This is a genomic window from Flavobacterium zhairuonense, from assembly GCF_004352915.1.
Lineage (GTDB): Bacteria > Bacteroidota > Bacteroidia > Flavobacteriales > Flavobacteriaceae > Flavobacterium > Flavobacterium zhairuonense.
On the sequence record NZ_SJSY01000055.1, the window covers coordinates 1 to 25640 of the forward strand.

22 protein-coding genes are annotated in these 25640 nt (G+C 33.9%); 10 read left to right on the plus strand and 12 right to left on the minus strand.

What is annotated here, in order from left to right:
• The coding region (locus EYY60_RS00480; protein WP_132987457.1) for a TonB-dependent receptor plug domain-containing protein at positions 1 to 2268 on the minus strand (2268 nt) is incomplete at its 3' end.
• Positions 2269 to 2484: 216 nt separating this feature from the next.
• Complete coding sequence (locus tag EYY60_RS00485; RefSeq protein ID WP_132987458.1) at positions 2485 to 2832, minus strand: winged helix-turn-helix domain-containing protein; 348 nt, start codon at positions 2830 to 2832, stop codon at positions 2485 to 2487.
• Positions 2833 to 3032: 200 nt separating this feature from the next.
• Here EYY60_RS00485 and leuS point away from each other — a divergent pair, with 200 nt between their 5' ends.
• The 5 genes from leuS to EYY60_RS00510 all read left to right on the plus strand — a co-directional run bounded on the left by leuS (position 3033) and on the right by EYY60_RS00510 (position 9052).
• Positions 3033 to 5897: a leucine--tRNA ligase gene (gene leuS / locus EYY60_RS00490; protein WP_132987459.1), complete on the plus strand. Its 2865-nt coding sequence runs from the start codon at positions 3033 to 3035 to the stop codon at positions 5895 to 5897.
• Between the two features lie 432 nt (positions 5898 to 6329).
• A complete protein-coding gene (locus EYY60_RS00495) occupies positions 6330 to 7175 on the plus strand; it encodes an alpha/beta fold hydrolase (protein ID WP_132987460.1) in 846 nt (281 codons plus the stop codon).
• 5 nt (positions 7176 to 7180) lie between these two features.
• Complete coding sequence (locus EYY60_RS00500; protein ID WP_132987461.1) at positions 7181 to 7654, plus strand: RNA polymerase sigma factor; 474 nt, start codon at positions 7181 to 7183, stop codon at positions 7652 to 7654.
• The gene (locus EYY60_RS00505) at positions 7641 to 8237 is read left to right on the plus strand and encodes a hypothetical protein (protein ID WP_132987462.1); all 597 of its coding nucleotides are present in this window, start codon (positions 7641 to 7643) and stop codon (positions 8235 to 8237) included. The genes EYY60_RS00500 and EYY60_RS00505 overlap by 14 nt, the downstream gene beginning before the upstream one ends.
• Before the next feature lie 128 nt (positions 8238 to 8365).
• Positions 8366 to 9052 (plus strand): zinc metallopeptidase, encoded by a 687-nt coding sequence (locus EYY60_RS00510; RefSeq protein WP_132987487.1) that lies wholly within the window; start codon positions 8366 to 8368, stop codon positions 9050 to 9052.
• Positions 9053 to 9182: 130 nt separating this feature from the next.
• On the opposite strand, the gene EYY60_RS00515 is transcribed toward EYY60_RS00510, so the two are convergent.
• From EYY60_RS00515 to EYY60_RS00530, 4 genes are all read right to left on the minus strand, one after another.
• Complete coding sequence (locus EYY60_RS00515; protein ID WP_132987463.1) at positions 9183 to 9458, minus strand: hypothetical protein; 276 nt, start codon at positions 9456 to 9458, stop codon at positions 9183 to 9185.
• A gap of 58 nt (positions 9459 to 9516) precedes the next feature.
• On the minus strand, positions 9517 to 9987 hold the full coding sequence (locus EYY60_RS00520; protein WP_026728380.1) for an Lrp/AsnC family transcriptional regulator: 471 nt from the start codon (positions 9985 to 9987) through the stop codon (positions 9517 to 9519).
• A gap of 278 nt (positions 9988 to 10265) precedes the next feature.
• Complete coding sequence (locus EYY60_RS00525; RefSeq protein ID WP_035653304.1) at positions 10266 to 11015, minus strand: uroporphyrinogen-III synthase; 750 nt, start codon at positions 11013 to 11015, stop codon at positions 10266 to 10268.
• A 14-nt stretch (positions 11016 to 11029) separates the two neighbouring features.
• The gene (locus EYY60_RS00530) at positions 11030 to 11719 is read right to left on the minus strand and encodes a DUF4271 domain-containing protein (protein WP_132987464.1); all 690 of its coding nucleotides are present in this window, start codon (positions 11717 to 11719) and stop codon (positions 11030 to 11032) included.
• A gap of 107 nt (positions 11720 to 11826) precedes the next feature.
• Between EYY60_RS00530 and EYY60_RS00535 the strand changes: the two genes are divergently transcribed.
• Genes EYY60_RS00535 through EYY60_RS00545 form a run of 3 tightly spaced genes read left to right on the plus strand, consistent with a single transcriptional unit; the run spans position 11827 to position 14383 of the window.
• Complete coding sequence (locus EYY60_RS00535; protein WP_132987465.1) at positions 11827 to 12552, plus strand: polyprenol monophosphomannose synthase; 726 nt, start codon at positions 11827 to 11829, stop codon at positions 12550 to 12552.
• A 10-nt stretch (positions 12553 to 12562) separates the two neighbouring features.
• Positions 12563 to 13903: a dihydroorotase gene (locus tag EYY60_RS00540; protein ID WP_132987466.1), complete on the plus strand. Its 1341-nt coding sequence runs from the start codon at positions 12563 to 12565 to the stop codon at positions 13901 to 13903.
• Between the two features lie 9 nt (positions 13904 to 13912).
• Positions 13913 to 14383 carry a DUF4296 domain-containing protein gene (locus EYY60_RS00545; protein ID WP_132987467.1) on the plus strand — a complete coding sequence of 157 codons (471 nt, stop codon included), beginning with the start codon at positions 13913 to 13915 and terminating at the stop codon, positions 14381 to 14383.
• Here the strand turns inward: EYY60_RS00545 and EYY60_RS00550 are convergent, their stop codons facing one another.
• Positions 14384 to 15385, minus strand: a complete 1002-nt coding sequence (locus EYY60_RS00550) for an NAD-dependent epimerase/dehydratase family protein (protein WP_132987468.1) — start codon at positions 15383 to 15385, stop codon at positions 14384 to 14386.
• A gap of 230 nt (positions 15386 to 15615) precedes the next feature.
• On the opposite strand from EYY60_RS00550, the gene tyrS reads away from it, so the two are divergent.
• The gene (tyrS, locus tag EYY60_RS00555; protein ID WP_132987469.1) at positions 15616 to 16911 is read left to right on the plus strand and encodes a tyrosine--tRNA ligase; all 1296 of its coding nucleotides are present in this window, start codon (positions 15616 to 15618) and stop codon (positions 16909 to 16911) included.
• A 71-nt stretch (positions 16912 to 16982) separates the two neighbouring features.
• Here the strand turns inward: tyrS and EYY60_RS00560 are convergent, their stop codons facing one another.
• The 5 genes from EYY60_RS00560 to EYY60_RS00580 all read right to left on the minus strand — a co-directional run bounded on the left by EYY60_RS00560 (position 16983) and on the right by EYY60_RS00580 (position 24566).
• Positions 16983 to 17963, minus strand: coding sequence for a LuxE/PaaK family acyltransferase (locus EYY60_RS00560; RefSeq protein ID WP_162847823.1), 981 nt, complete (start codon positions 17961 to 17963; stop codon positions 16983 to 16985).
• Between the two features lie 201 nt (positions 17964 to 18164).
• Positions 18165 to 18506: a T9SS type A sorting domain-containing protein gene (locus EYY60_RS00565; RefSeq protein ID WP_132987471.1), complete on the minus strand. Its 342-nt coding sequence runs from the start codon at positions 18504 to 18506 to the stop codon at positions 18165 to 18167.
• 106 nt (positions 18507 to 18612) lie between these two features.
• Positions 18613 to 19800 (minus strand): hypothetical protein, encoded by a 1188-nt coding sequence (locus tag EYY60_RS00570; RefSeq protein ID WP_132987472.1) that lies wholly within the window; start codon positions 19798 to 19800, stop codon positions 18613 to 18615.
• Between the two features lie 186 nt (positions 19801 to 19986).
• On the minus strand, positions 19987 to 21432 hold the full coding sequence (locus tag EYY60_RS00575) for a T9SS type A sorting domain-containing protein (RefSeq protein WP_162847822.1): 1446 nt from the start codon (positions 21430 to 21432) through the stop codon (positions 19987 to 19989).
• Between the two features lie 317 nt (positions 21433 to 21749).
• A complete protein-coding gene (locus EYY60_RS00580) occupies positions 21750 to 24566 on the minus strand; it encodes a TonB-dependent receptor (protein WP_132987474.1) in 2817 nt (938 codons plus the stop codon).
• A gap of 233 nt (positions 24567 to 24799) precedes the next feature.
• On the opposite strand from EYY60_RS00580, the gene EYY60_RS00585 reads away from it, so the two are divergent.
• Complete coding sequence (locus EYY60_RS00585; RefSeq protein ID WP_026728392.1) at positions 24800 to 25483, plus strand: response regulator transcription factor; 684 nt, start codon at positions 24800 to 24802, stop codon at positions 25481 to 25483.
• Positions 25484 to 25640: the final 157 nt, after the last annotated feature.

Sequence of the window (25640 nt, forward strand, 5' to 3'; positions counted from 1 at the left end):
GGGTGTATTGAAACCGTCTTCCAAACCATCTTTGTCATCAGTTCTGTCAAGTTTTGTATATGTAAGATTAGTCAAAGCTGTAAAAGTTTCGTCAAAACGGTATTTTAAACCCAAACTTCCGCCGTAATTGTAGATTTTACTTTTAGAATTTGTCCAAAGTCTGTAGCGACTTTGACTGTTTTTTGAATATAATGCTGTCGGAATCAGATTTGGATCTGTTGTATTTGGAATACTGGCCTCGACTTGAGCAATGAAATTTTTATAAGAGTTGTAATAAAAATCGGCATCAATAAAAAGGTTTTTATTTAATGCCATTCCTCTAAAACCAATTTCAAACGATTTTACAAATTCAGGTTCCAAATACGTATAAGGGTTTTTCTGAATCGTATTTTTGTTTTTTTCGATCGCCTGTGCCTGAGTTAAACCATTTGTATTGACATCAGTATTTACCTGCGCCTGAAATTTATCAATTGAAGCTTTTGTGTATGAATTCTCGAAAATTCCGTCAGACATAATTCGCAATCCGCCAACACGTTTTACGCCACCCGAATTTACGTTTGAAAATCCTTCAAAAATACTCGGAAAACGATAACCTGTTTGATAAGAAGCTCTAAAATTCATAGTTTCTTTCGGCGAATAAACAGCAGTGAACTGAGGCGTAAATTTAGTGTCAAAATAATCGGCTTTATCCGCTCTTATTGTAGCGCCCAAACGCAATTTTGAAGTAAAGAAATCTTTTGTCAATTGTGTAAAACCTCCGAATTTTTGATAAGTCAAATTTTCATCAGTATGAACAGGATTGATAAAATAGTTTCCGTCTGGAACAATGATGTAATTTCGGTAATCGAAACCGCTTAACAATTTAGCATCAATTTTTTTGAAAAAAGAAGTAAAAGCTTTATCCCAATTAAATAAACCTTCGCCATGAACCAAAGTCGATTTTACACGCAAAGCCGCACCAATATCCCAATTGTTGATGTCGATTAATTCTTCTTTTTTCTTTTCATACGCCTCAGTTCCGGGAATAAATCTGCCCTGATCACTTTGAGTTCTGGCCATTCGGTGTGCATCGGCAACTGTTGCGCCTCCTGTAATTGCATTTTTATAAGCTGAAGTATAATCGGCAAACCATTTGTCATCCGATTTAAAAGCGCGATCCATATTTTCGGCAAGCGAACGCATGTTGTATGAATCTCCAGTATTTTCAGTTGTTGCATAAGCTTTTACTTGAAAAACTGGAGTGTGATAATCAAGGGCAAATTGATTTAAAGTATAATTGTCTAATCTAAATCGATTCGAACGCTGATAAATTGTATTGATTAAGGCCGTTTTATAAGTCATAGAAAGTTCATGATCTTTTTTCGGGCGAAAATACAATCCGAAATCAGCTTTGTAATTTTTGATTTCATAATCAGAAATATCTGTTTCTCGATAACCCGTTCTGGCCACAACATAATTTTTGCCATTTAAGTTTAAAGTTTTTCGGTTTGCTGATTCATTTCCGTAACCGTTTACTTCATCGTAAGCCGGATTATCTGCGCCAAATAAACCTGTTGAAGCATTTGCATTTGGAGCTAAGTCGGTTCTGTCGTCAGCAACCCAATCCGTTCCTCCGGTTGTCGAAGCATTTACTTTAAAAGCAAATTTTTCATTGAAAGCTTTGGCAAATCTTAAATTAAACTGCGAGTATAACTTAGGTGAAAACCGATCAATATTCCCAACATGATTTACGCCTGTTAATTGCTGAACACTTATGCCTTGGTATTCAAAAGGATTTTTAGTCTGGATATTTGCCAAACCGTTAATAGCGTTCATTCCGTACAAAGCTGCCGCAGTTCCGGGAATAATTTCGATTTTGTCAATATCCAAATCGTTTGCGCCCAAAGCATTCGCAATCGGAGCTCCCAAATGTGGTGCCTGATTGTCGATTCCGTCAACTAATTGTGCAAATCGAACATTGGTCGAATTGGCAAATCCGCGGGTATTGATGACTTTAAAGCCCAAACTTGGCGTAATAATCTGAACGCCTTTTACATTTTCAAGTGCTTCGTAAATACTTGGCGATCCCATATTTTTGGCTTCTGCCGATTTTAATTGCTCGATGCTAATTGGTGAACGCATTATATTCTCAGAACGACGGGAAGCGGTAATGACGATTTCGTTCAATTCTTCTTTTTTGATGCTGTCTTGTTTTGCTTTAGAATTTTCAATTTGGGAAAAACTTTTCAGGCTTATAAAAATAAAAAGTAGGTAGAGTTTTTGGTTCATGTTTTTGGTTTTGTATCAGTATGTTTTAAAATGAATACTGATGGTTAAAAAAATATTGTTTTGGTTTAAATGCTTAATCTGCTTTGGGTTTTATTAATCCCGCAAAGACGCAAAGGCGCAAAGTTTTTTTCTTTTTTAAGTTTTATATTATTCTCTTTGCGACTTAGCGTCTTTGCGAGATTAAAAATACAAACTCTGCGAGTTGGTTTCTTTAAATTAAAATTTCAAATTCTGAGTTTCTTTTTGAGCAAAGTCCTTAATACGTTTTTCAACTTCATAAAAAACAGCGATTGCTTTTTCTCCAGCTTCAGTCAATTTTGCACCGCCACCGCCTTTTCCTCCAAGAAGTTTTTCTACTAACGGACTTTCGGCACGTTGATTCATTTCTTCAACCAACTGCCAGGCTTGTCTGTATGCCATTTTCATTTCTTTTGCAGCATTGGTAATCGAACCCGTTTTACGAATATTTTCTAAAAGCCAAATTTTGCCAATTCCGAGAAATGCGCCTTCAACTTCTTCAATCCAAACGCGGACTTCGATATTATATTTCTTATTTTCTGCCATCGATTTTCAGTGTAAATAAGTATTTTGTCTTTGCAATAATACGTATTTTTACTTAATTAAAAATAAGTATTTTGTTATTTTATTTGTTTGTCAATGAAATAGCTTTGGAACAAGCGACAATAAATGTAAATTTGCGCGATAATTCATTAAGTGATAAAACCTTTGAATCTTTGTCACTTTGCAACTTTGAACCTTATAAAATGAAATACAATCCAAACGAAATTGAAGCCAAATGGCAAAAATATTGGGCAGAAAATCAAACTTTTGCAGCAAAAAATAACTCCGAAAAACCGAAACATTATGTTCTCGACATGTTTCCTTATCCGTCTGGAGCAGGATTACACGTAGGGCATCCGCTGGGTTATATTGCTTCAGATGTGTATTCTCGTTTCAAAAGACACCAAGGTTTCAATGTTTTGCATCCAATGGGTTACGATAGTTTCGGATTGCCTGCAGAACAATATGCAATCCAGACAGGGCAACGTCCAGAAGATACAACACGTGTAAATATTGACGGTGGTGTTGACAAAGAAGGAAAACAAATCGCTGGTTACAGAAAACAATTAGATAAAATCGGGTTTTCATTTGACTGGGCGCGTGAAGTGCGTACCTCAAATCCGGATTATTACAAACATACACAATGGATTTTTATCCAATTGTTCAATTCTTGGTATTGCAGAAAACAAGGAAAAGCATTTGATATTGCAGAGCTTGTAAACGTTTTTGAAGAAAGCGGAAATGCATTAGTTGAAGCAGTTTGCGATGATAACGTGGCAATTTTTACTGCTGATGAATGGAATTCGTATTCTGAAGATCAAAAAGAGAAAATCTTATTGCAATACCGAATGACGTATTTGGCAGAAACCGAAGTAAACTGGTGTCCAGGCTTAGGTACTGTGTTGGCAAACGATGAAATTGTAAACGGAGTTTCGGAGCGTGGAGGCTTTCCTGTTATAAGAAAAAAAATGACACAATGGAGTATGCGAATTTCTGCTTATGCCGAACGCTTGCTTCAAGGTCTAAATGATATTGATTGGAGTGAGTCTATAAAAGAATCTCAAAGAAACTGGATCGGGAAATCTGTTGGGGCTTTGGTGACTTTTAATGTGAAAGATCACAATGAAGTAATCGAAGTATTTACAACTCGTCCTGATACCATTTTCGGAGTAACTTTTATGACTTTGGCGCCAGAACATGATTTGGTAGCTAAAATTACAACTCCAGAACAAAAAGCAGAAGTTGAAGCTTATATCGAAAAAACAGCAAAACGTTCTGAACGTGAGCGCATGGCCGATGTAAAAACTATTTCTGGTGCATTTACAGGAGCTTATGCAGAACATCCGTTTACAAAAGAGCCAATTCCAGTTTGGATTGGTGATTACGTTTTAGCAGGTTACGGAACTGGTGCTGTAATGGCGGTTCCTTGTGGAGACGAAAGAGATTATGCTTTTGCTAATTTCTTTAAAGGTCAAAACGGAATGCAGGAAATCAAAAATATCTTCGCTAATGTTGATATTTCTGAAGCCGCTTACGGATCAAAAGATAACGTAGAAATCGCAAATTCTGATTTCTTAAACGGATTAGATTACAAAAAAGGAACTCAAAAAGCGATTGAAAAACTAGAAGAAATCGGTCAAGGAAAAGGTAAAACAAATTACCGTTTGCGTGATGCGGTTTTCTCTCGTCAGCGTTATTGGGGTGAGCCATTCCCAGTTTATTACGTGAATGGATTGCCAAAAATGATCGAGTCTCAGCATTTGCCAATTATTTTGCCAGAAGTAGAGAAATATTTGCCAACAGAAGACGGATTGCCACCATTAGGAAATGCAGCTGTTTGGGCTTGGGATACGAAACAAAATAAAGTTGTCAATACAGATTTAGTTGATAATGTTTCAATTTTTCCTTTAGAATTGAACACAATGCCAGGTTGGGCGGGAAGTTCATGGTATTGGATGCGTTATATGGATGCACACAATGAAAATGAATTTGCAAGCAAAGAAGCGTTGGCTTACTGGGAAAGTGTTGATTTGTACATTGGAGGAAGCGAGCACGCAACAGGTCACTTATTATATTCTCGTTTTTGGAACAAATTCTTAAAAGACAAAGGTTTTGCTCCAACGGAAGAACCATTCAAAAAACTGATTAATCAGGGAATGATTTTGGGAACTAGTGCTTTTGTTTATAGATTAGAAGGGACAAATACTTTTGTTTCTAAAAATAAAATTGGAGATCAAAAAGTACAGCCAATTCATGCAGATGTTTCAATGGTGAATTCTTCAGATGAATTAAATGTAGAAAAATTCAAAGCTTGGAGAGAAGATTATGCTGATGCTGAATTCATTTTAGATGAAAACGGAAAATACATTGTAGGTCGCGAAGTCGAAAAAATGTCGAAATCAAAATACAATGTTGTAACGCCAGATGATATTTGTGATGAATATGGAGCTGATACATTACGTTTATACGAAATGTTCTTAGGTCCGTTAGAACAAGCAAAACCTTGGAATACCGCTGGTATTTCTGGAGTTTTTGGTTTCTTGAAAAAGTTATGGAGATTGTATTTTGATGATAATGGTTTAATCGTAAACAACGACGAACCAACAAAAGACAACTTGAAATCATTACATAAGACCATCAAAAAAGTAGCAGAAGATATCGAGAATTTCTCTTTCAATACTTCGGTTTCTCAATTTATGATTTGTGTAAACGAATTGTCTTCTCAAAACTGTCATTCTAGAGCAATCTTAGAACCATTAGCAATTTTGGTTTCGCCATACGCACCACATATTGCTGAAGAATTATGGTCGCAATTAGGACATACAACTTCAATTTCAGAAGTGGCGTTCCCAATTTTTGATGCGAATCATTTGGTTGAAACAAATAAAGAATATCCAGTTTCTTTCAACGGAAAAATGCGTTTCACAATCGAATTGCCTTTAGACTTAACAAAAGAGCAAATCGAAGAAATCGTAATGAAAGACGAAAGAACACAAAAACAATTAGACGGTAGAACACCAAATAAAGTGATTATTGTTCCTGGAAAAATTATCAATTTGGTAGGATAACCGAATTAATTTTCAATATAAAAATTCCAAATTCCAATTCTTGTTGGGGTTTGGGATTTTTTTTTGTGCTGATAGTTTGTCATTTCGACTGAAAGGAGAAATCACACTAGAAATTCCGCAATCAAAATCGCCAATCTTTGTAGAGTTACATGTGTGATCCTTCGTTCCTCAGGATGACAAGATTGTGGAAAGAACTTTGCGACCTTGCTCCCGATAGCTATTGGGATTGCGAGCAAAAAAACTAGCGTTCTTTGCGTAAACCTTCGCGCACTTTGCGGTTAAAAACCCGCACTAACATTGGGATGTTAAAATTTATCATTAAAATTTTAAAAACTTTTGTAACATTTTAATAGTTGCCGTATCAAAAGCATGGATCCGATTTAATTAACAATTTATTGCTATTAGAATTTTAACAACTTAAAACTATTAAAAATGAAAAAGTATATCATCTTAATTATCGCATTCTTATTCTCAGCATTATGTCTAAATGTTTTTGCACAAACAAAATCATATCCTTTTGAAGTTCTGAAAACCGGAAAAGGAAAACAATCTATAATATTCATTCCTGGATTTGCTTCTTCAGGAGAAGTTTGGAACGAAACTAAAACCGCATTCGAAAAAGATTACACTTGTTATACACTTACAATGGCAGGATTTGCAGGAGTGAAACCTGAACAAAATCCTTCATTTGAAAATTGGAAAAATGAAGTTGCCAATTACATCAAAGCAAACAAAATAGAAAAACCAATTTTAATTGGCCATAGTATGGGCGGAGGATTGGCGCTTGCTATTGCAGCCGATTATCCAGAATTGATTGGAAAAATTGTGGTTGTTGATGCGCTTCCGTGCATGGCGGCGCTGATGGATCCTTCTTTCAAATCAAAAGAAAATAATGATTGTACTGCAATAGTAAATCAAATGACATCGATGACAGATGTTCAGTTTCTTGATATGCAGAAAAAAACAATGCCAAGACTTTTGGCTGATGCTTCAAAAATGGATATGGTAGTGGATTGGAGCGTAAAATCAGATAGAAAAACATTCGGCCAAATGTATTGTGATTTCTCAAATACCGATTTAAGAGCGAAAATCGCACAGATAAAATGCCCAGCGTTAATTTTATTAGAGTCTTATTTTATAAATTTAAAACCAGCAATTGAAGAGCAGTATAAAAATTTGAAAACAGCCAATTTTCAATATGCAAACAAAGGTCTTCATTTTATTATGTATGATGATAAAGATTGGTATTTAGCACAATTAAACACTTTTATAAAATAATAAGAATGGAATTTGAACAAATCTACAAGACGTATTGGGATCGAATATTCAGGCTTTGCATGGGTTTTGTCAATGATTATGACATTGCACAAGATCTCGCTCAGGAGACATTTATAATTGTCTGGCAGAAGTTGGACACTTTTAGAAACGAATCGGCTATTGGAACCTGGATTTTTAGAATTGCTTCTAATAATTGTCTGAGGCAGATTGAAAAACAAAAACGTTTTCCGAAATCAGATTTGCCAATTCATCTTTCAGAAGAAAAACAACAATCAATTGAACCCCAGATTCAGTTTCTTTATAAATGCATCGCCGAATTACCGGAAACCGATCGTATTATAATTTCACTGGAATTAGAAGAAGTGAAGCAGGCTGAAATCGCTAAAATTGTGGGACTTTCAGAAGCAAATGTTAGAGTGAAAATTCACAGAATTAAAGAAAAATTGACTCAAAAATTTAAAGAAAATGGACAACGATAATAATATTGATTTTAAAGATTTATGGAAAAGACAATCCGTAAGTCAGCCCAATATGGAGGATTTGCTTGAGCGCGTGAGCCAATTTAAAAAAGCATCATTGCGCAGTTTGTGGAAAACAAATATTATGCTTTTGGCGACTAGCGCTTTCATCATTTTTATATGGATTTATTATCAACCACAATTTATTTCAACTAAAATAGGAATCGTTTTGGTTGTTCTTGGAATGGTAATCTATCTTTTTGCATCCAATAAATTATTTGGAAATTATAAAGATATTGATGCAACACAGGACAATCACGAATATCTTCAAAAATTGGTTTCGATTCAAAAGAAACAGCAATTTTTGCAGACGAATATGATGAGTCTGTACTTTTTGATGTTAACAGCGGGAATTTGTTTGTATATGTATGAATATGCAAGCAGAATGAGTGTTCTGGGCGCGAGTTTGACTTACGGAATCACTTTACTGTGGATTTTGTTCAATTGGTTTTATATTCGTCCGAAACAAATTAAAAAACAACAATCAAAAATAAGCAGCCTAATTGAAAAGTTTGAAGAAGTAAACAATCAATTAGAATCTTAAACATGAAAGCTTTGCAGTATTGTGAAGCTTTTTTTGTGTCAAAAAATGTCAAAATGTCATTTTGTTAAAATGGTTCAGAAATTGTGATTGATTTTGTAACTTTAAAATCAATCAAAAAAAAAACAAATATGGGAGGTGGATATTTATTACTTGCCGGAGCGATAATGCTTTTTAGCTGGATGGTAAGTTCAAAACTTAAAAGTAAATTCGAATTATATTCAAGATTGCAATTGCAAAACGGAATGAGCGGTAAAGAGATTGCCGAAAAAATGCTTGCTGATAACGGAATTACAGATGTTCGTGTTATTTCGACTCCAGGTCAATTAACCGATCATTATAACCCGTCAGACAAGACAGTAAATTTAAGTGAAGCAGTTTATAATCATCGAAATGCGGCAGCGGCGGCAGTTGCAGCGCACGAATGTGGACACGCAGTGCAGCATTCGGTTGGATATGAATGGTTGACAATGCGTTCAAAATTAGTTCCAATTGTAAATGTTGCATCAAGTTTCATGCAATGGATTTTGCTTGCTGGAATCTTAATGATAAAGGCTTTTCCTCAATTATTGTTAGTTGGAATTATTCTTTTTGCAGCAACAACTTTATTTTCGATTATTACATTGCCAGTCGAATATGATGCGAGTAACAGAGCTTTGGCATGGCTTGAAAACAAACATATGTTGACACAGCAAGAGCAAGCAGGAGCAAAAGATGCCTTAAAATGGGCTGCGAGAACTTATGTGGTTGCCGCGATTGGATCGATTGCAACGTTGTTATACTACATTTCGATTTATTCAGGAAGTAGGAGGAATTAATTTGATAATGTGTCAATTTGATAATTAGAAAATTAGTCAATTAGATAATTTATTAGCAAACCCGACAGGTTTTTTAAACCTGTCGGGTTTTGTTTTTTTTTAGTTAATTGAATTTCGGAATATAATATTTCTAATTGTTGAAATACATTAATAAAAAAAGAATTGTCCAAATTCCGAGTATAATGTAAAATGAATTTACATATTGAATGTTTTCTGATTTATAGTATTTGAAAAGAAGTACAAGAGCCAAAACAATGCTTGTTGGGATTGAAAGTAAGAACAGTAAAAAGCCTGCTCCTGGATTACAGGCGCTGCTTGGAATTGCTTTCTCTGCCAAAAAGCCTAATATAAAGTAGATAATAAAAAATACGAATGTTTTAATTTCTTTTCGAGCTCTATTAATCATCGCTTGTGAAATTGGGATTTTATATTATCTAATTATCAAATTTTCTAATTGACATATTCTAAAGCTGAATTTGCCTGTCAATCTGTTGATCCAGCGAAATGAAAGTCTCTGTTCTTGAAACACCTTCAATAGCTTGGATTTTATTATTTAAAAGAGACATTAAATGTTCATTGTCGCGACAAATGATTTTAATCAAAACCGACCAGTTTCCGGTTGTATAATGGCATTCTAAAACTTCTGGAATCTTTCTTAATTCTTTTACAGCTTCAGAGTTTCTGGAGGCTTTGTCAAGATAAACGCCAATAAACGCCATAGTATTATAACCTAAAACTTTTGGATTAACGGTAAATTTTGATCCTGAAATAACGCCAGACTGTTCGAGTTTTTTTAATCGCTGATGAATTGCGGCGCCTGAGATACCAATTTTGTTGGCAATTTGTAATATTGGTTTTCGGGCATCGTCCATTAAGTAACGAAGAATCTCTTTGTCGATACCGTCTATTTCAATTAATAGGGAATTAATTTTCATAACTTAAAATTTGAAACTATTTTTTGTGATTTGGGTTTAGAATAGAAATCAAATGTAGTTAAAATGCTCAAGAAATAGAAATTCCGATTTTTAAATCCTAAATTCCAATAAAAGAAAAATAAAACATAAATGTTTTATCCTTAAAGCTATCAGAAACAAAATTTAAAAACATAGCCTGTGGTTTCAGCCACGGGAATCGAAAGTTTACAAAAACAAAAATTCCAAATTCCAAGTGATTAAGTTGGAATTTGGAATTTCAATATTGTATATTCTTAGGTTTATTTTCCTTTGTTTGCTTCAGCGATGTATTTTTCTAAAGCCATTGTCATAGAAGGAGTTTCAGGAGTTGGAGCAAGAATATCGATTCTTAAACCATGATCTAAAGCTTCTTTTTGAGTTGTGCTTCCAAATACAGCGATTCTGGTATTGTTTTGTTTAAAATCAGGGAAGTTTTTAAACAAAGATTTAATTCCTGTTGGACTAAAAAATGCTAAAACATCGTAATAAACATCAGCCAAATCAGAAAGATCGCTCATTACAGTTCTGTAAAAAATAGCCTGAGCCCAATCAACTTTTAAGTTGTTTAGTGTTACAGGAGCATCTGCGTTTAATTGATCAGATGCAGGAAGTAAAAACTTCTCGTCTTTGTACTTTTTGATAAGAGGAGATAAGTCTGCAAAATCTTTTGCTCCAACGTAAATTTTACGTTTTCTGTACACAACATACTTCTGCAGGTAAAATGCTACGGCTTCAGATTGACAAAAATACTTCAATCCTTCTGGAACTTTGTAACGCATTTCATCAGCCACTCTAAAAAAATGATCTACAGCATTTCGACTTGTTAAAATGATCGCAGTATAATGATTAAGATCGATTTTTTGTAATCGAATCTCTTTTGCGCTAACCCCTTCCACATGAATAAATGGTCTGAAATCAATTTTTATTTTGTGTTTTTGTTGGAGCTCAAAGTAAGGAGAATTCTCCACTTTAGGTTCAGGCTGTGACACCAAAATTGTTTTCACTTTCATATTATAAACATTTTCTAAGCACTCCCTTTTGTTAACCAATAATAAAGAAAATAATAAGGGGCTATTTCAAGAGCGCAAAGATATAAAATAAAATAAAATAACTTACTGATTATTGCATTTTGATACGTTTTAATTGAAATAAAATAGGAGTACAGGCTAATACACAGCGAAATAGCTATGATTGCCAACGGAACAATAGTTGGAATATTGTCATAATAAAATAAAACTGCGTTTACAGGAAGCAATAATACGCCAATATAAGTTCGATAAGTGACTTTTTGTAGGTTGAAAAGATCTACAAAATCTTCAATATTGAAAGAAGTTGCAACGATTTTCTCGACTAAATATTTTGCCAAAATGAAATAAAGCAAAAAGGTGGCGATCTGAATGAACAAAATCCAATCGGTTTTTAGCACAATTTCTGCTGCTTTCGAATTCTGTGAAAATATATGCATTGTCAGCTGAATAAAAAAAGCAAACGAGATAACTTGTACAAAAAACAATCCAACCGTAAAACTGCTTTTCATGTGGCTGTTGTCACGGTAAATTTTGGCATATTTATCAGAAAAAATTAGCTTGCTGAATTCCGAAAATCGAGTCTCATAAGCTGATTTTGTAATGGCAACAACAGCAAAGGTAAGGACAAATAAAGCAGTTGCCCAGTCTTTGTTTTCAATAATTCGAGGATGCAGGTGTTCAATCATAATGTCACAAAATTAGCAATTTTTTATTTCAATAGTTTTATTATGTATTTATTATGAAGCAAATGCTATAAAAAGTTTACTTTTGCGGTGAAATTACCGAGAAAAAAATGAGTGATAGTATTGTCATAATTCCTACTTACAACGAAATTGAGAACATAGAAAGTATAGTAAGAGCTGTTCTTTCGCAACATAAGCCTTTTCATCTTTTAATTATTGATGATAATTCTCCAGATCATACTGCGAATAAAGTGATTGCTTTACAAGAAGAATTTCCTGATAGATTGTTTTTGGAAAAAAGAGCAAAAAAATCAGGTTTGGGGACAGCCTATGTGCATGGTTTTAAATGGGCGCTAGAGCGCAAGTATGATTTCATTTTTGAAATGGATGCCGATTTTTCACACAATCCTAACGATTTAGAGAAATTGTATGATGCCTGTCATTTTGGTGGTGCTGATTTAGCTATTGGATCCAGATATGTAAAAGGTGTAAATGTGGTTAACTGGCCTTTAAGCCGTGTTTTGATGTCGTATTTTGCTTCAGTTTATGTTAAATTTATTACTGGAATGAAAATTCACGATGCTACTGCAGGTTTTGTTTGTTATAAAAGACAGGTTTTGGAAAACATAAATCTAAACAAAATCAAATTTGTTGGATATGCGTTTCAAATTGAGATGAAATATCGAACTTATTGTGGTAAATTTGAGATAAGCGAAGTGCCAATTATTTTTACAGACCGAACAAAAGGAGTTTCAAAAATGAGCAATGCCATTATTAAAGAAGCTATTCTTGGGGTGATTTCTCTTCGATTAAAAAAATTATTCAATACATTATAAACCATAGGCGATGAACAGGATTTTAATTAAAAATGCTAAAATTGTAAACGAAGGATCTATTTTTGAGGGCGATGTGTTAATCGAAAATGATTTGATTGTTGAGGTTTCAGACAGCATCAGCCTAAAGACCTCTGACTGCAAAGTGATTGATGCAGAAGGGAATTATCTGATTCCGGGCGCGATTGACGACCAAGTTCATTTTAGAGAACCAGGTTTGACGCATAAAGGCGATATCGAATCAGAATCGAGAGCGGCTGTTGCGGGTGGAATTACCTCTTTTATTGAACAGCCAAATACGGTTCCAAATGCTGTAACTCAAGAAATTTTAGAAGAAAAATATCAAATTGCGGCTCAAAAATCATTTGCGAATTATTCGTTTATGATGGGCGCAACGAACGATAATTTGGAGGAAGTTTTAAAAACAAATCCTAAGAATGTTGCAGGTATTAAGATTTTCCTTGGTTCTTCAACCGGAAATATGTTGGTAGATAGAGAGGAGACTTTGGAGAAAATTTTCTCAAGCACGCCAATGCTGATTGCTGTTCATTGTGAAGATGAAACTACAATTCAAAATAATCTTGCTGCATTCAAAGAGCAATATGGTGAAGATATTCCGGTAACGGCGCATCACTTGATTAGAAGTGCTGAGGCTTGTTATATTTCATCTTCAAAAGCAGTGGCTTTGGCAAAGAAAACTGGAGCAAGACTTCATATTTTCCATCTTTCAACTGCAAAAGAAATGGAATTGTTTACCAATAAAATTCCGTTAGAAGACAAAAAAATTACAGCTGAGGTTTGTGTGCACCATCTTTGGTTTACCGATGAAGATTACAAAACAAAAGGAAATTACATAAAATGGAATCCAGCTGTAAAAACGGCTGAAGATCGTGCTGAACTTTGGAAAGCATTGAATGATGGACGAATTGACGTAATTGCAACAGATCACGCGCCGCATACAAAAGAAGAAAAACAGCAATCGTATTTGAAAGCGCCATCTGGAGGCCCACTTGTGCAACATGCAGTAGTGGCCATGTTTGAAGCGCATCATCAAGGGAAAATCAGCGTGGAGAAAATTGTGGAGAAAATGTGCCACAATCCAGCTAAAATTTTCAAAATCGAAAAGAGAGGATTTATAAAAGAAGGTTATTATGCCGATTTGGTAATTGTAAATCCGAGTTTGCCTTGGAGTGTAAACTCTGATAATATTTTGTACAAATGTGGTTGGTCTCCTTTTGAAAATATGGCTTTTAAGTCGAGAATCACGCATACTTTTGTAAACGGAGAAATGGTGTACAATAATTTCAAAGTAAAAGACGTGCGCGCTGGAAAAAGATTATTGTTTGACAGATAAAAAACTGAAATGAAGAATTTTGTATTTATAATATTGGTTTTGTTTCTTTCTGTAAGCTGTAAAAAGGAGATTGTAAAAGAGCCAAAAGGACTTATTGAAAGAGAGAAAATGATTGATATTATGTATGATTTGTCTCTTTTGGAGGCAATGAAATATCAAAATCCGCTGTCTTTAGATTCTGTTGAATCAGATCCCAAGAAATTTATTTTCAAAAAATACAAAGTTGATAGCCTGCAATTTGCACAAAGCAATATTTATTACGCTTCTGATTATGAAACGTATAAGGAGCTTTATGATGAGTTGGGAAAAAGATTGCAAGTAAAGGAAAGAGCAACTGATTCGATTCTTCAAATTGAAGAGAAAAAAGCAGCAAAAGCGGCTAAAAAGAAAGCAACTGAAAAACCAAAAGATTCTATAAAAACTCCGGAGAATCCAGCAAATGTTAATCCGAGAGGAAGAGAAAAACTTTTAGATCAATAATTAAAGTTTTGAAATATTTATAATGTACTCATGTACATCTTGAAAAACCGTTCCTAGAGCGGTTTTTATTTTTTCATTTGAATATAAAACTTTGGTATAAGAAGATTTTGCTGTGGCTCTTGTCAAACGTCTTTTTTGGAAAAACAGAGTAGCAAAAACTGAATCAGCCATCCAAAGTACATTCATTAAAAAGGGTTTTGCATGAATGTATGGTTTTTTGACTTTCAAAACTGTAGCAATGGTGTCGAGAACATCTTTAAAAACAACATTTTCTGCTATCAAGGTAAAACGTTCGTTTTTAATCTCGCTTTTCATTAATAGAAAAGCTATTTTTACAACATCATCAATTGAAATAAAACCCGTGCTTCCGAGCGTGTAAAATGGTAATCCGTTAGCGACTTTTATGTATAATTCGGCACTTCCTTGTTGTGGTTCTTTTGTTTTCGGAATTGGTCCGAGAATTACGCCTGGATTTACTATTATAATATCAAGACCTTCCTGAACAGCGCGCCAAACTTCCATTTCGGCGCCATATTTTGAAATGGCATAATCGCTATGTGGTTTTTCGGGATTCCAATCGGTTTCTTCGGTAATATAAGTTTCATGCGAAGCTAAATCTCCCAAAGCAGCGATAGAGCTTACAAAGCAGAATTTTTTAATTTCTCGCGCTATTGAAAAATTAACCATATTGGCAGTTCCTTCAATATTGGTTTTTCGGAGTGCATCTTCATCTTTTGGGTCAAATGAAATTAATGCGGCACAGTGATAAACGTAGTCAATGTTGTCAAAAGCAATATCGAGCGAAGGAACATCTAAAATATCGGCTTCAAGCCATTCTATTTTTTCGAATAAACCAACTTTTTTATAAAGCTCAAAAACGGATTTTGTTTTTTGAATATTGCTTTCGTGTCGGTAAATAGCCCGAACATTTTCTCCATTTTCAATTAAATGAAGCAATAAATGTGAGCCTACTAAACCTGTTCCTCCAGTTACTAATACCATTTTGTAAAGATAAGTTTTTGCTTGGAAGGTGCAAAGTGACAGAGAAACAAAGTTGCAGAGGTTTTTTTGATTTTGCCACAAAGGCACTAAGGTGCAAAGTTTTGTTTTTTACTGTGAAGGCTTGGCGTAAATTTTATAGAAATAAAAAACGTGGTGTCTTTGTGTCTTCGTGGCAGACTTTTTTGACATTGCCATTGTCATTGACTATATTTGCGCAAAATATTTTAAAAATGAAGAATCTAGTTGAAGAATTAAAATGGCGCGGTTTGTACCATGATAGCATGCCAGGAACGGAAGAACAATTGCTAAAAGAGGTAACATCGGCTTATATTGGTTTTGATCCAACGGCAGATTCGCTGCATATTGGCAGTATGGTTCAGATTATTTTATTGGTTCATTTAAAGAATTTTGGTCATCAGCCAGTTGCTCTTGTGGGTGGTGCGACCGGAATGATTGGGGATCCTTCTGGAAAATCTGACGAAAGAAATCTGTTGAATGAAGAAACTTTGGCCAAAAATGTTGCCGGAATCAAAAGTGTTCTGTCTCGTTTCTTAGACTTTAATTCAAACGAACCAAATGGTCCAATTATGGTGAACAACTATGACTGGATGAAGGAATTCTCGTTTATTGATTTTGCACGTGAAGTTGGAAAACGAATCACAGTAAATTACATGATGGCGAAGGATTCTGTTAAAAAAAGAATTAACGGAGAAGGGGAAGGAATGTCTTTCACAGAATTTACCTATCAATTAATTCAGGGATACGATTTTTATCATTTATATAAAAATAACAACTGCCTTTTGCAAATGGGAGGTTCTGACCAATGGGGAAATATTACCACAGGTACAGAATTAGTGCGCAGAATGGGAGGCGAAAATGCGAAAGCGTTTGCATTGACCACTCCTTTAATCACAAAAGCTGACGGATCTAAATTCGGGAAATCTGAAGGTGGAAATGTTTGGTTGGATGCTGATAAAACTTCTGTTTACAAATTTTACCAATTTTGGGTAAATGCAACAGATGCAGATGCTGAAAAATACATCAAAATCTTTACTTTCTTAGATAAAGAAACAATTGATGCTTTAATTGCAGAGCATCAAGCGGCTCCTCATTTAAGAGTTTTACAGAAGAAATTAGCTGAAGAAATTACAATTTTTGTTCACAGCAAAGAAGAATTAGAAAAAGCAATTCAGGCTTCGAATATCTTATTTGGAAATTCAACTGCTGAAGATTTGAAGAAATTGGATGAAAAAACTTTCTTGGAAGTTTTTGATGGAGTTCCACAAGCTGAAATTGCAAAAGCAGATTTAGAAAACGGATTGGATATTATTAATGTTCTAAACGAAAAAACAGGTTTCTTTAAATCAAACGGAGAAGCAAGAAGAGCTTTAACTGCGAATTCAATTTCTGTAAACAGAGAAAAAATCAAAGAAGATTTTGTTCTGACGACAAATGATTTAATCAACAATCAATTTGTTTTATTGCAAAGCGGAAAGAAAAACTATTTTGTAATAAGAGTGGTTTAACTGTTTAATCGGTTAATTGTTTAATCGAATTTGAAACCGATTAAACGAATAAACAAATCAACGATTAAACATTAAAGAACCATTAAATTACAGCCACGAATATCAGAATTATCAAAACGTCCCAATACCTCGAAAGAGTTGTTGGGATATTTTTTGCCTAAATCCTGCGTTGCAATAAAAGAACATGAATTGATGTTCGCCAAATCGATAACATTGATTCCGCCTGTTTTTCCGTCATTCATATACGTAAGTGCATCTTCCGGATCACGAACTAAAATGTTCATCCATGATGGACATTCAAAAATACCGTCACCTAGAGAATAGGCTTGTGCAAGAAGTTCGGTCATTCCATATTCTGAATGAATTGAAGAAACTCCAAAGCCTTTACATAAAATTTCGTGTAATTCTTCACGAATCATTTCTTTTCGTTTTCCTTTCATTCCTCCAGTTTCCATTATAATGGTATTTTGAAGCTGAAACTGATGTTTTTCGATTAAATCTAATAAAGCATAAGTAACTCCAATCAAAATAATATTTTGACCAGCTTGATCTAATTCGATTAGCTTGTGGGTAAGTTCTCCGTAGTTGTGTAAATAAAACCCACTTTCAGGCTGATTTGAGCGTTTTATTAAATCTTCTACCATGTAAATTAACGAAGAGCCATCGCGTTCTAAATAAGATGGCAAAAGGGCTAAAACAACGTAATCTTCGATATTGCCGTAAAATTGCGAAAATCCTTTGCGGTAACTTTCCTCGTATAGGGAAACATCAGTAACTAAATGACGGCTTGTGACCATTCCGGTTGTACCGCTGCTGGTAAATGTTACTTGAGGAAAATCAGAATTAGAAACAACTTCGTGGCTCTTGAAAAACTGAATTGGCAAAAACGGAATTTGTTTCAATGTTTTGACCTGTTGCGGATTTACGTTCAAAAAGTCACAGAAATCACGATATACTTTGTTGTTCTCGTGCTGAAAACGAAACACTTTTAGTGCTATTTTTTCAAATTGTTTCTGATTTGAAATGGTAAAGATATCGCTGGCTGTAATCAAAACTTTTTTTTGCAAAGATATTGTTTTTAGTTTTCAGTCGCAGTTTTCAGTCACAGTTTTCAGTCACAGTTTTCAGTCACAGTTTTCAGTCACAGTTTTCAGTCACAGTTTTCAGTCGCAATTTTCCGCAAAGTATGGAAACTGAAAACTGCGACTGCGACTGAAAACTAAAAAAGCTCCCAAGAAGGAGCTTTTATATTTTTATCTGATGATCAATTTTCGGGTTGCTGAGGCATTTTCTTCGCTTATTTTAATGATATAAACGCCAGGAACTAAATCTGCGACGCTTAATTCTCGTGAAGTCAAATGAGTTTGAAGTACTTTTTTGCCCAGAAGGTCGAAGATGATGATTTCTTTTTCCAAATCATTTTTGGTCGAAATATATACTTTTCCGTTAGTAACTGGGTTAGGGTACAAGCTTAGACCCTCAATAGAAGCAGTAGATTCCTGAGGTTTTGGTAATTGCTTACTGTCTTGTGCTGAAACACTTACAGTAAAGAAAAATGCCAATAAGAATGTAATATAAAAGTAGTTTTTTGCCATCGCATTTATTTGATACGTAAATATACAAAAAAAATTACAAAAATTACGCCAAAAAAAAACATCCTAAATATTTAGGATGTTTTTAACAATTTATGTTCGAAGTAAATTATTTGATCAAGTTCACACCGTCAACTGTAGCCCATGCACCAGCAGTTAATGAAGCTCCTGTAGCTGTAGTACTTTGAACGAAAGTTCCAGCTGGGAAATTAACAACGATTGCATCAGTAGCTCCGATTGGCAATACGTTAGTTGTATTAGTGATCTTAACATTTAAAAGTTTGATTTTAGATGTTTTTACTTGGTGATCGTTTGTTGCAGCATCTAAGATACTAACTGCACTTCCTTTGAAAGTATTTGCTCCAAATGTGAAGTTACCGTATCCATCGATGATGATGTTGCTGTATTCTCCGTTACCTTCTCTTTTGAATTGGAAAGCATCAACTTGGTTGTCATTAGCTTCTGGAACGTTACCAGCTTCTCTTTTTAAAGTAATGTTAGAAACTTTTGGTCCGAAAGAGTTGTCGTTTAAAGACGCTTCAATTTCCATTCCGTAGTTACCTTTTCCAGTTTGGTAAGCATACCAGTTTGTGTTAGCAGTACCTTGCCATCCATCTTGCCAGTCAAATGAATCATCATAGTTTCCGTAAGAAATAGCATTTGTCATACTTACAGTTCCTCCGAAGAATTCAAATCCGTCATCAGCACCTTTATAAGATACTAAGTGATCTAAAACTGTTCCTGAACCTACTGAATAGAAAGTAAAACCATTGTTTTCTTTTTCTCCATCAGCCAATTTAGAACCAGCATATTCTACTCTTGTGTAAACTAATGAACCACTGTTGTCAGTAGCATTAGATCCACCGTAAGAGATTTTGTTACCATCTTCAGATGTACCAGTAGTTCCTCCACCAGCAACTTTTGCAGGAGCATCACCGTACATGATGATACCTCCCCAAGAACCTGGAAGTTTAGATTTTTCTGTAAATACAACTGGTTTGTCAGCAGTACCTTGAGTGATTAATTTTCCACCTTTTAAAACAACTAATGCATTGTCTCCAGTAGCTTTATCGATTGTAATTGTAGAACCAGCTTCAAAAGTTACAGTAACACCTGAATTGATTTTTACAATTCCTTTTAATGTGTAGTTTCCGTAAGCGTAAGTTTTGTTTGCAGTGATTGTACCTGAAATTTCACCTGTAGCAGGTTGTGGAGTAGGAGTTGGATCATCGCTGCTTGAGCAAGAATTTAAAAATAAACCTGTAGCAAGTGCTAAAGCAAGAATTTTAGTTTTCATAGTTTTTGTGTTGTATTATTCGTTTTTATTTTTGTCAAAATTAGAATGTAAATCTCTTTAAGGTGTTATCTCAATATTACATTACAGTTATCAAAAATTGATTAAAATGTGAAGAGAATGTTAAGGGGGTTTTAAAGCAACAAAGCCCTTTATTAATAAGGGCTTTGTTTTTTTAATCAATGCTTTTTACTGATAAATAATCTTACCGGATTTAATTTCTTTGTTTTCAGATATTAATTTATAATAATAAATTCCCTTAGGATAATTAGCTGGAATATTCCATGTTACTGTTTGATTTGGTGCAATTACTCCTTTAAAAATTGACCGTGTTTTTTTTGCTGTTTCGGAATAAACAACAATTTCTATTTCTTTATTATTTGTATAATTTGTAGTGAAATTTACTGATTCGGATGTAGGGTTTGGGTAAACAGTAGCTTCTAAAATATTCTCTTGGATTAATGTTTTTGCTGTCAACCCGCCAAGGCTTAATTTATTACTGGTCGAAGATCCTCCAGATTTAACTATTCTAACTAATTTTGCTCCGCTATCGATTTGTAATATTGTATTAATTTGATTGAGATAAGGAGTCAAATCCAGATCTTTAGTGGTTTCATCAAAATCTATAGCATCGCCGGTGTAATAGATTGCCCAAGAATATTTGTAATCTCCTAGTCCTCCAGTAGGTACGCTTCCAGTAACACTATGGCCATTAATTGAAATAGTGTTGTTTTGTATTGCTGTATTATGTGGTAATGTAATACCATTGCTAGCTAAAATTTGATTTCCAGAAGTTACAATTCTTTTTAGTATAAAATTATGAGTTGAATTTAAATATCCACTGAATTGAGGCGTAGTTAGTTCTAAAGATGACGATGTATCTTGAAGTTGATAATTGTCTCCATCTTCATCAATTATGTACCAAGAATATAAATAAGGATTTGGACTGCCTAATCCTCCAGTCGGTGAAGTCCCCAAAACTGATAAACCTTCTAAGTAAATTGTATTATTTTGCAAAGTAGGAGGAGGGGTTGTATTGACAGTTATTAAATTGCTATCATTTGTGGTAGTCACATTATAGTAAGTATAAGTTACAGTTCTTTTGAATGCTGTTTTGGTATTAACCTTTTCTGGTAAATAATTCCTGCCCGTTGCACCCTGAATTGGTAGAAATGGACCATCATTTATTCTCATACTCCATTGATAACTATATGTATATCGTGAATATGTTTTTCCGAGAGTATAAGTTGCATCTGAACCTGCTATAAGCGGTGGTATATCACCTTCATAAATAGTAATTACTTTAGGCAAATAAACAAAATTGATATTATTCCAATCAGAATTAGGATTTGTTGTTGGATCAGTAGGTGTAGAAGTTGATCCTGCTTTGTAATTAACTGTAATCGTGATCATGCTAGATTCATCCTGACAACTTCCATTTGTAGAAAATTTATAAATGATTTGAGTATCTGTGGTAACATTTTTTTTGAATTTATATCTTATTATAGTGCTCTGGCCTGGTGATAGTGTATTTCCATTAGTATAGCTTGTTGAGAAAATTCCGTCATTGTTTCCGCATGATGTAAATGCATCAAGATATATTGAAGAGTCATCATTATCTCCGTAGCAATTCACGGTAATATCAACTGTTCCTTCTACTCCTGAATCAAGGTCTATTGTTCTGTCCCTGGAGCTATAGGTTACGTAATTTTGAGCAAATCCTATCTTTATAAAAAAGAAAAAGAATAATAAAAGTAGTTTTATATTTTTCATAAAAGTTAATTTTGTTTAGATAAAATTAGTAGGATAATTATTATTCTGTATTATTTAAATATTATCTTACAATTATTAAAAAACGATGTAAACAATAAGGAGTTTTAGGAAGTCTCAAAAAAAAATGCAAAAAAAAGCTCCAGATATCTGGAGCTTTTGAGTTTGTTATGTTCTTAATATTAAAAAGTGTATCCTAGTTTTAGAGAGAAACCAACACCTTTTTTATAGCTTTGTGCTAATAAAGATTCTTCAGCGACTTTTATAGTTCCGTCGTTTCCAAATTCTAATTTTCTTGCTGGGTTCAATAAGTTGTCAGCAGTGAATTTCACATCAAAGTGTTCTGAAATTTTACTTGACCAAACAAGATCTAATTGTGAAACTGGTAGTTCGTAAGTATGATCCTGACCATTTGTTCCTACAGCATAAATTCTTTTTCCGAATACACCATAAACAAGAGACATTGTGTTTGTCCAGTCTTTTCCTAAATTGAATTCATATTTCAGATCTGAATTTACCAACCAGTTAGATGCACCTTGCAAATCTCTTGATCCTTTATGTGTTTCAATTGAGTTGTTGATTGTGATCACTCCATTTTCATCTTGCGATGCATATGTTGGACTAACGTTAACTTTCGTAGACATTAATGTACCGTTTAAGCCAAATGAGAAAGCTTTAAGATTTTCACTAATTCTGTCTAATCCGAAAAGGAATTCAGCTTCAACTCCATATAAAGTTGCGTTGTCAGAGTTCAAGAATGTTGTTACAGTTCCTGTTGTAGCATTCGAAACAAAAGTTCTTTCAATTGGATTATTAAGATATTTGAAAAATGTTCCTACAGCAAACATCTCTTTTGCAGATGGGAATAATTCATATTTTAAATCAGCGTTATAATTGTCACTGTTTTTTAATAATGAGTTTCCTTGTACCGAAGTTCCGTCAGCATTTTGGTATGAAATAGGGAACGACTCCATAATAACTGGTTTTGTGTAAGTTTTACTTGCAGCAAAACGAAGGTTTGATTTTTCGTTCATCAAATATTTCAAGTTTAATGAAGGTAAAACATAGAAATTATCATATTTACTTACGTTGAATGGAGCATCAAAACTTCCTAGTCCTCTGTATTTCGTTTCCTTAGTTGTGCTTTCAACTCTCACACCTGCGTTAAGCTCATATTTCTCTCCAAATTTCAAAAGTAAATTAGTGTAACCAGCATTTGCAGTTTCTTGAAGTTTTACTTGCCAAGTTGAATTAGAGTTTTCTTCAAAAGAAGTACCATTATCAGCTTGAAGATCACTTACGATTTGATCATTGATGTTGTTGATGCTTGATGTAAATAAACCACCACGGCTTGAAACAAATCGGTAAGAAGATTCCATTCCAGATGTGTTACCGTTGTAACCAACGGTTAATTTGTTTTGTTTTCCATCTTTTCCAAACTTAAGGTTATATTCAACCATTGCTGAAGCAAATGAATTGCCATCTACAGTTAAATATTGACGCAAGAAGTTATTTGCTCCATATGAAGTATTGATAACATCTTCTCCTGTTTTTTGTCCAGTAAAAAACTTTCTGTCAGGTTGTTCAAATTTAGTATCGGCATAAGATGCACCTGCTTTAATAGTCTGGCTTTTATCTTCAGTTAAGTTGTATTCACCTAATAATTGGAAATTCAAATAATCACTTTTGTCTAATTGGTTAGTACGGATAAGTGTATTTTGAATAGCTGTACCTCCAGCTTGACCAAATTGATCTTTAATAGAGTTTAAGGTTGTTTTAATATATAACGTATTAAAAGCTAACTTAAATTTGCTTGCAGTATAATTTAATCCTACTAAAGCAGATGTAGTAGTTTTAAAACGGTAATCAGTTACTACAAAATTATTAACGTATTTTGAACCTGTTGTTTGCAAATCTAAAGTTCTATCAACACCTTCTCTAATCGCGTAACTATTATCGTAGTTGATTGATAATAAATAAGAAAAAGAACGATCATTGCTTAAATCAAATTTTTCAGAATGCAATAAATTCAAACTTGAGTTTAATGGGCTTTTGCCTTCGTTTACGCTAAAACCTTTATTGCCACTAACAGAGCTTAATGCTTGGTCTTTTGTAAAAGGTGTTTTTGAAGCCGTTGAAGGCAAGAAACTTGGTAATTCTCTGTCTTTTCCATTGAATCCAAAAAATCCAGCGGCAGTTGCAGCATCTTCAGAAAGTAAAAAGTCTTTGAAGCTGTTTCCAGTTGTATAACCAAAACCGATGTTGATTTTAGTTACGCTTTTTGATGCTTTTGAAGTTTGGATATTAAAAGTTCCTCCAGCAAAATCTCCGTAGATGTTCGGGTTGAAAGTTTTATAAACATCAATTACTCCAACGATGTTTGTTGGGAATAAATCTAACGGAACAATTTTAGAGAATGGATTGTTTGATGGAGCCGCAAGTTCGTTGATCAATAAATTGTTGTAACGATCTTCAAGACCACGAACAAATAAACCTCTTGATCCAACTTTTGAGATTCCAGTAATTTTTGTCAAACCTTCTTCAACATCGCTTACACCTTTTCTAGACATTTCCTGTGCACCAATACTTTGTTTGATTACTACAGCATTTTTTTGGTCTAAAAGTAAAGCTGTTTCTTTTTCTTTGTTAGCTGTCGATTTTACAACAACATCTTTAAGAGTATAGCCTCCTGATGAAAGTACTTGGTTAACAGTAACTGTTTCTCCAGCTTTTACAGTAACAGGTTTTTCTACATTTTCATATCCTACGAAACTGAATACTATAGTATAAGTTCCAGGATTTACAGTCAACGAATATTTTCCGTCAATGTCAGTGTTAGCACTGATGTTTGTTCCTTTTAATAAAACATTTGCAAAAGGAAGTGCTTGATTGTTAGATTCTTTGTCGGTTAATACACCAGAAATCGTACCTTTGTTTTGCGCGATCGAAATCGAACAGATAAATAATGTGATTAATAGAAATTTTAAATTGAATTTCATTTCAGTGTTGTGTTTAATTTATTTTGGTGCAAAGAAAGAAACGCATTGTAAAGTTCATGTTAGCCACTTGTTATGTTTTTGTGTCGCTAAGATTATCAAATTGTTACCAGATTAAATTACCGTTAACCGTAATTTTTAACAGTTATTTTGTTACTATCTTTACGCTGTGAAATAAAAAACATCGAATATATATTAATGAAAATTTGATGTTCAAATCTCAATTTTTGCTATTTATGAAAAAAACACAAACTAAGATTTTATTAGTTGACGATGAACCAGATATCTTAGAAATCGTTGGCTATAACCTTGCTCAAGAAGGCTATCAAATTGTAACAGCTTCAAACGGAAAAGAAGCTATAGCAAAGGCTCAGAAAGAATTGCCAGAATTGATCATTATGGACGTAATGATGGCCGAAATGGACGGGATGGAAGCTTGTGAACACATCAGAAAAATTCCAGAACTAAATAATGTTATCATAACATTCTTAACCGCAAGAAGCGAAGATTATTCGCAAGTAGCTGGTTTCGATGCAGGTGCTGATGACTATATTACAAAACCAATAAAACCAAAATTATTGGTAAGCAAAGTAAAGGCTTTGTTAAGAAGGTTAAAAGAACAAGAAATCGTTACGGATACTATAAATGTAGGCGGAATCGAAATTAATCGTGAAGAGTACAAAATCATAAAAGGGAATGTAGAAATTGCCTTGCCAAGAAAAGAATTCGAATTATTCTATTTGTTGGCTTCTAAACCTGGAAAAGTTTTTAAAAGAGATGAAATCCTTGATAAAGTTTGGGGTAATGAAGTGGTTGTAGGCGGAAGAACAATTGACGTTCACATCAGAAAACTTCGCGAGAAAATTGGCGAAGACCTTTTTAAAACCATAAAAGGAGTTGGCTACAAATTTGAAGTCTAAAAAACTGCAAAAAAATGAACCATATAAGTGATATAAGTTCATTTAAATTATAGTGTACATACTTTTGTATCAAAGTTTATCTTTGTCAAAGTTCTAAACTTTGACAAAGATTTCCTTTTTTAAGTTTGTTTGTATTCACACAATTAAGTTTTATTTT

Excerpts from the sequence above, each read along its gene's own strand:
- EYY60_RS00485 (WP_132987458.1), bottom strand. The coding sequence starts at position 2,832 with ATGGCAGAAAATAAGAAATATAATATCGAAGTCCGCGTTTGGATTGAA.
- leuS (WP_132987459.1), top strand. The coding sequence starts at position 3,033 with ATGAAATACAATCCAAACGAAATTGAAGCCAAATGGCAAAAATATTGG.
- EYY60_RS00495 (WP_132987460.1), top strand. The coding sequence starts at position 6,330 with ATGAAAAAGTATATCATCTTAATTATCGCATTCTTATTCTCAGCATTA.
- EYY60_RS00500 (WP_132987461.1), top strand. The coding sequence starts at position 7,181 with ATGGAATTTGAACAAATCTACAAGACGTATTGGGATCGAATATTCAGG.
- EYY60_RS00505 (WP_132987462.1), top strand. The coding sequence starts at position 7,641 with ATGGACAACGATAATAATATTGATTTTAAAGATTTATGGAAAAGACAA.
- EYY60_RS00510 (WP_132987487.1), top strand. The coding sequence starts at position 8,366 with ATGGGAGGTGGATATTTATTACTTGCCGGAGCGATAATGCTTTTTAGC.
- EYY60_RS00515 (WP_132987463.1), bottom strand. The coding sequence starts at position 9,458 with ATGATTAATAGAGCTCGAAAAGAAATTAAAACATTCGTATTTTTTATT.
- EYY60_RS00520 (WP_026728380.1), bottom strand. The coding sequence starts at position 9,987 with ATGAAAATTAATTCCCTATTAATTGAAATAGACGGTATCGACAAAGAG.
- EYY60_RS00525 (WP_035653304.1), bottom strand. The coding sequence starts at position 11,015 with ATGAAAGTGAAAACAATTTTGGTGTCACAGCCTGAACCTAAAGTGGAG.
- EYY60_RS00530 (WP_132987464.1), bottom strand. The coding sequence starts at position 11,719 with ATGATTGAACACCTGCATCCTCGAATTATTGAAAACAAAGACTGGGCA.
- EYY60_RS00535 (WP_132987465.1), top strand. The coding sequence starts at position 11,827 with ATGAGTGATAGTATTGTCATAATTCCTACTTACAACGAAATTGAGAAC.
- EYY60_RS00540 (WP_132987466.1), top strand. The coding sequence starts at position 12,563 with ATGAACAGGATTTTAATTAAAAATGCTAAAATTGTAAACGAAGGATCT.
- EYY60_RS00545 (WP_132987467.1), top strand. The coding sequence starts at position 13,913 with ATGAAGAATTTTGTATTTATAATATTGGTTTTGTTTCTTTCTGTAAGC.
- EYY60_RS00550 (WP_132987468.1), bottom strand. The coding sequence starts at position 15,385 with ATGGTATTAGTAACTGGAGGAACAGGTTTAGTAGGCTCACATTTATTG.
- tyrS (WP_132987469.1), top strand. The coding sequence starts at position 15,616 with ATGAAGAATCTAGTTGAAGAATTAAAATGGCGCGGTTTGTACCATGAT.
- EYY60_RS00565 (WP_132987471.1), bottom strand. The coding sequence starts at position 18,506 with ATGGCAAAAAACTACTTTTATATTACATTCTTATTGGCATTTTTCTTT.
- EYY60_RS00570 (WP_132987472.1), bottom strand. The coding sequence starts at position 19,800 with ATGAAAACTAAAATTCTTGCTTTAGCACTTGCTACAGGTTTATTTTTA.
- EYY60_RS00580 (WP_132987474.1), bottom strand. The coding sequence starts at position 24,566 with ATGAAATTCAATTTAAAATTTCTATTAATCACATTATTTATCTGTTCG.
- EYY60_RS00585 (WP_026728392.1), top strand. The coding sequence starts at position 24,800 with ATGAAAAAAACACAAACTAAGATTTTATTAGTTGACGATGAACCAGAT.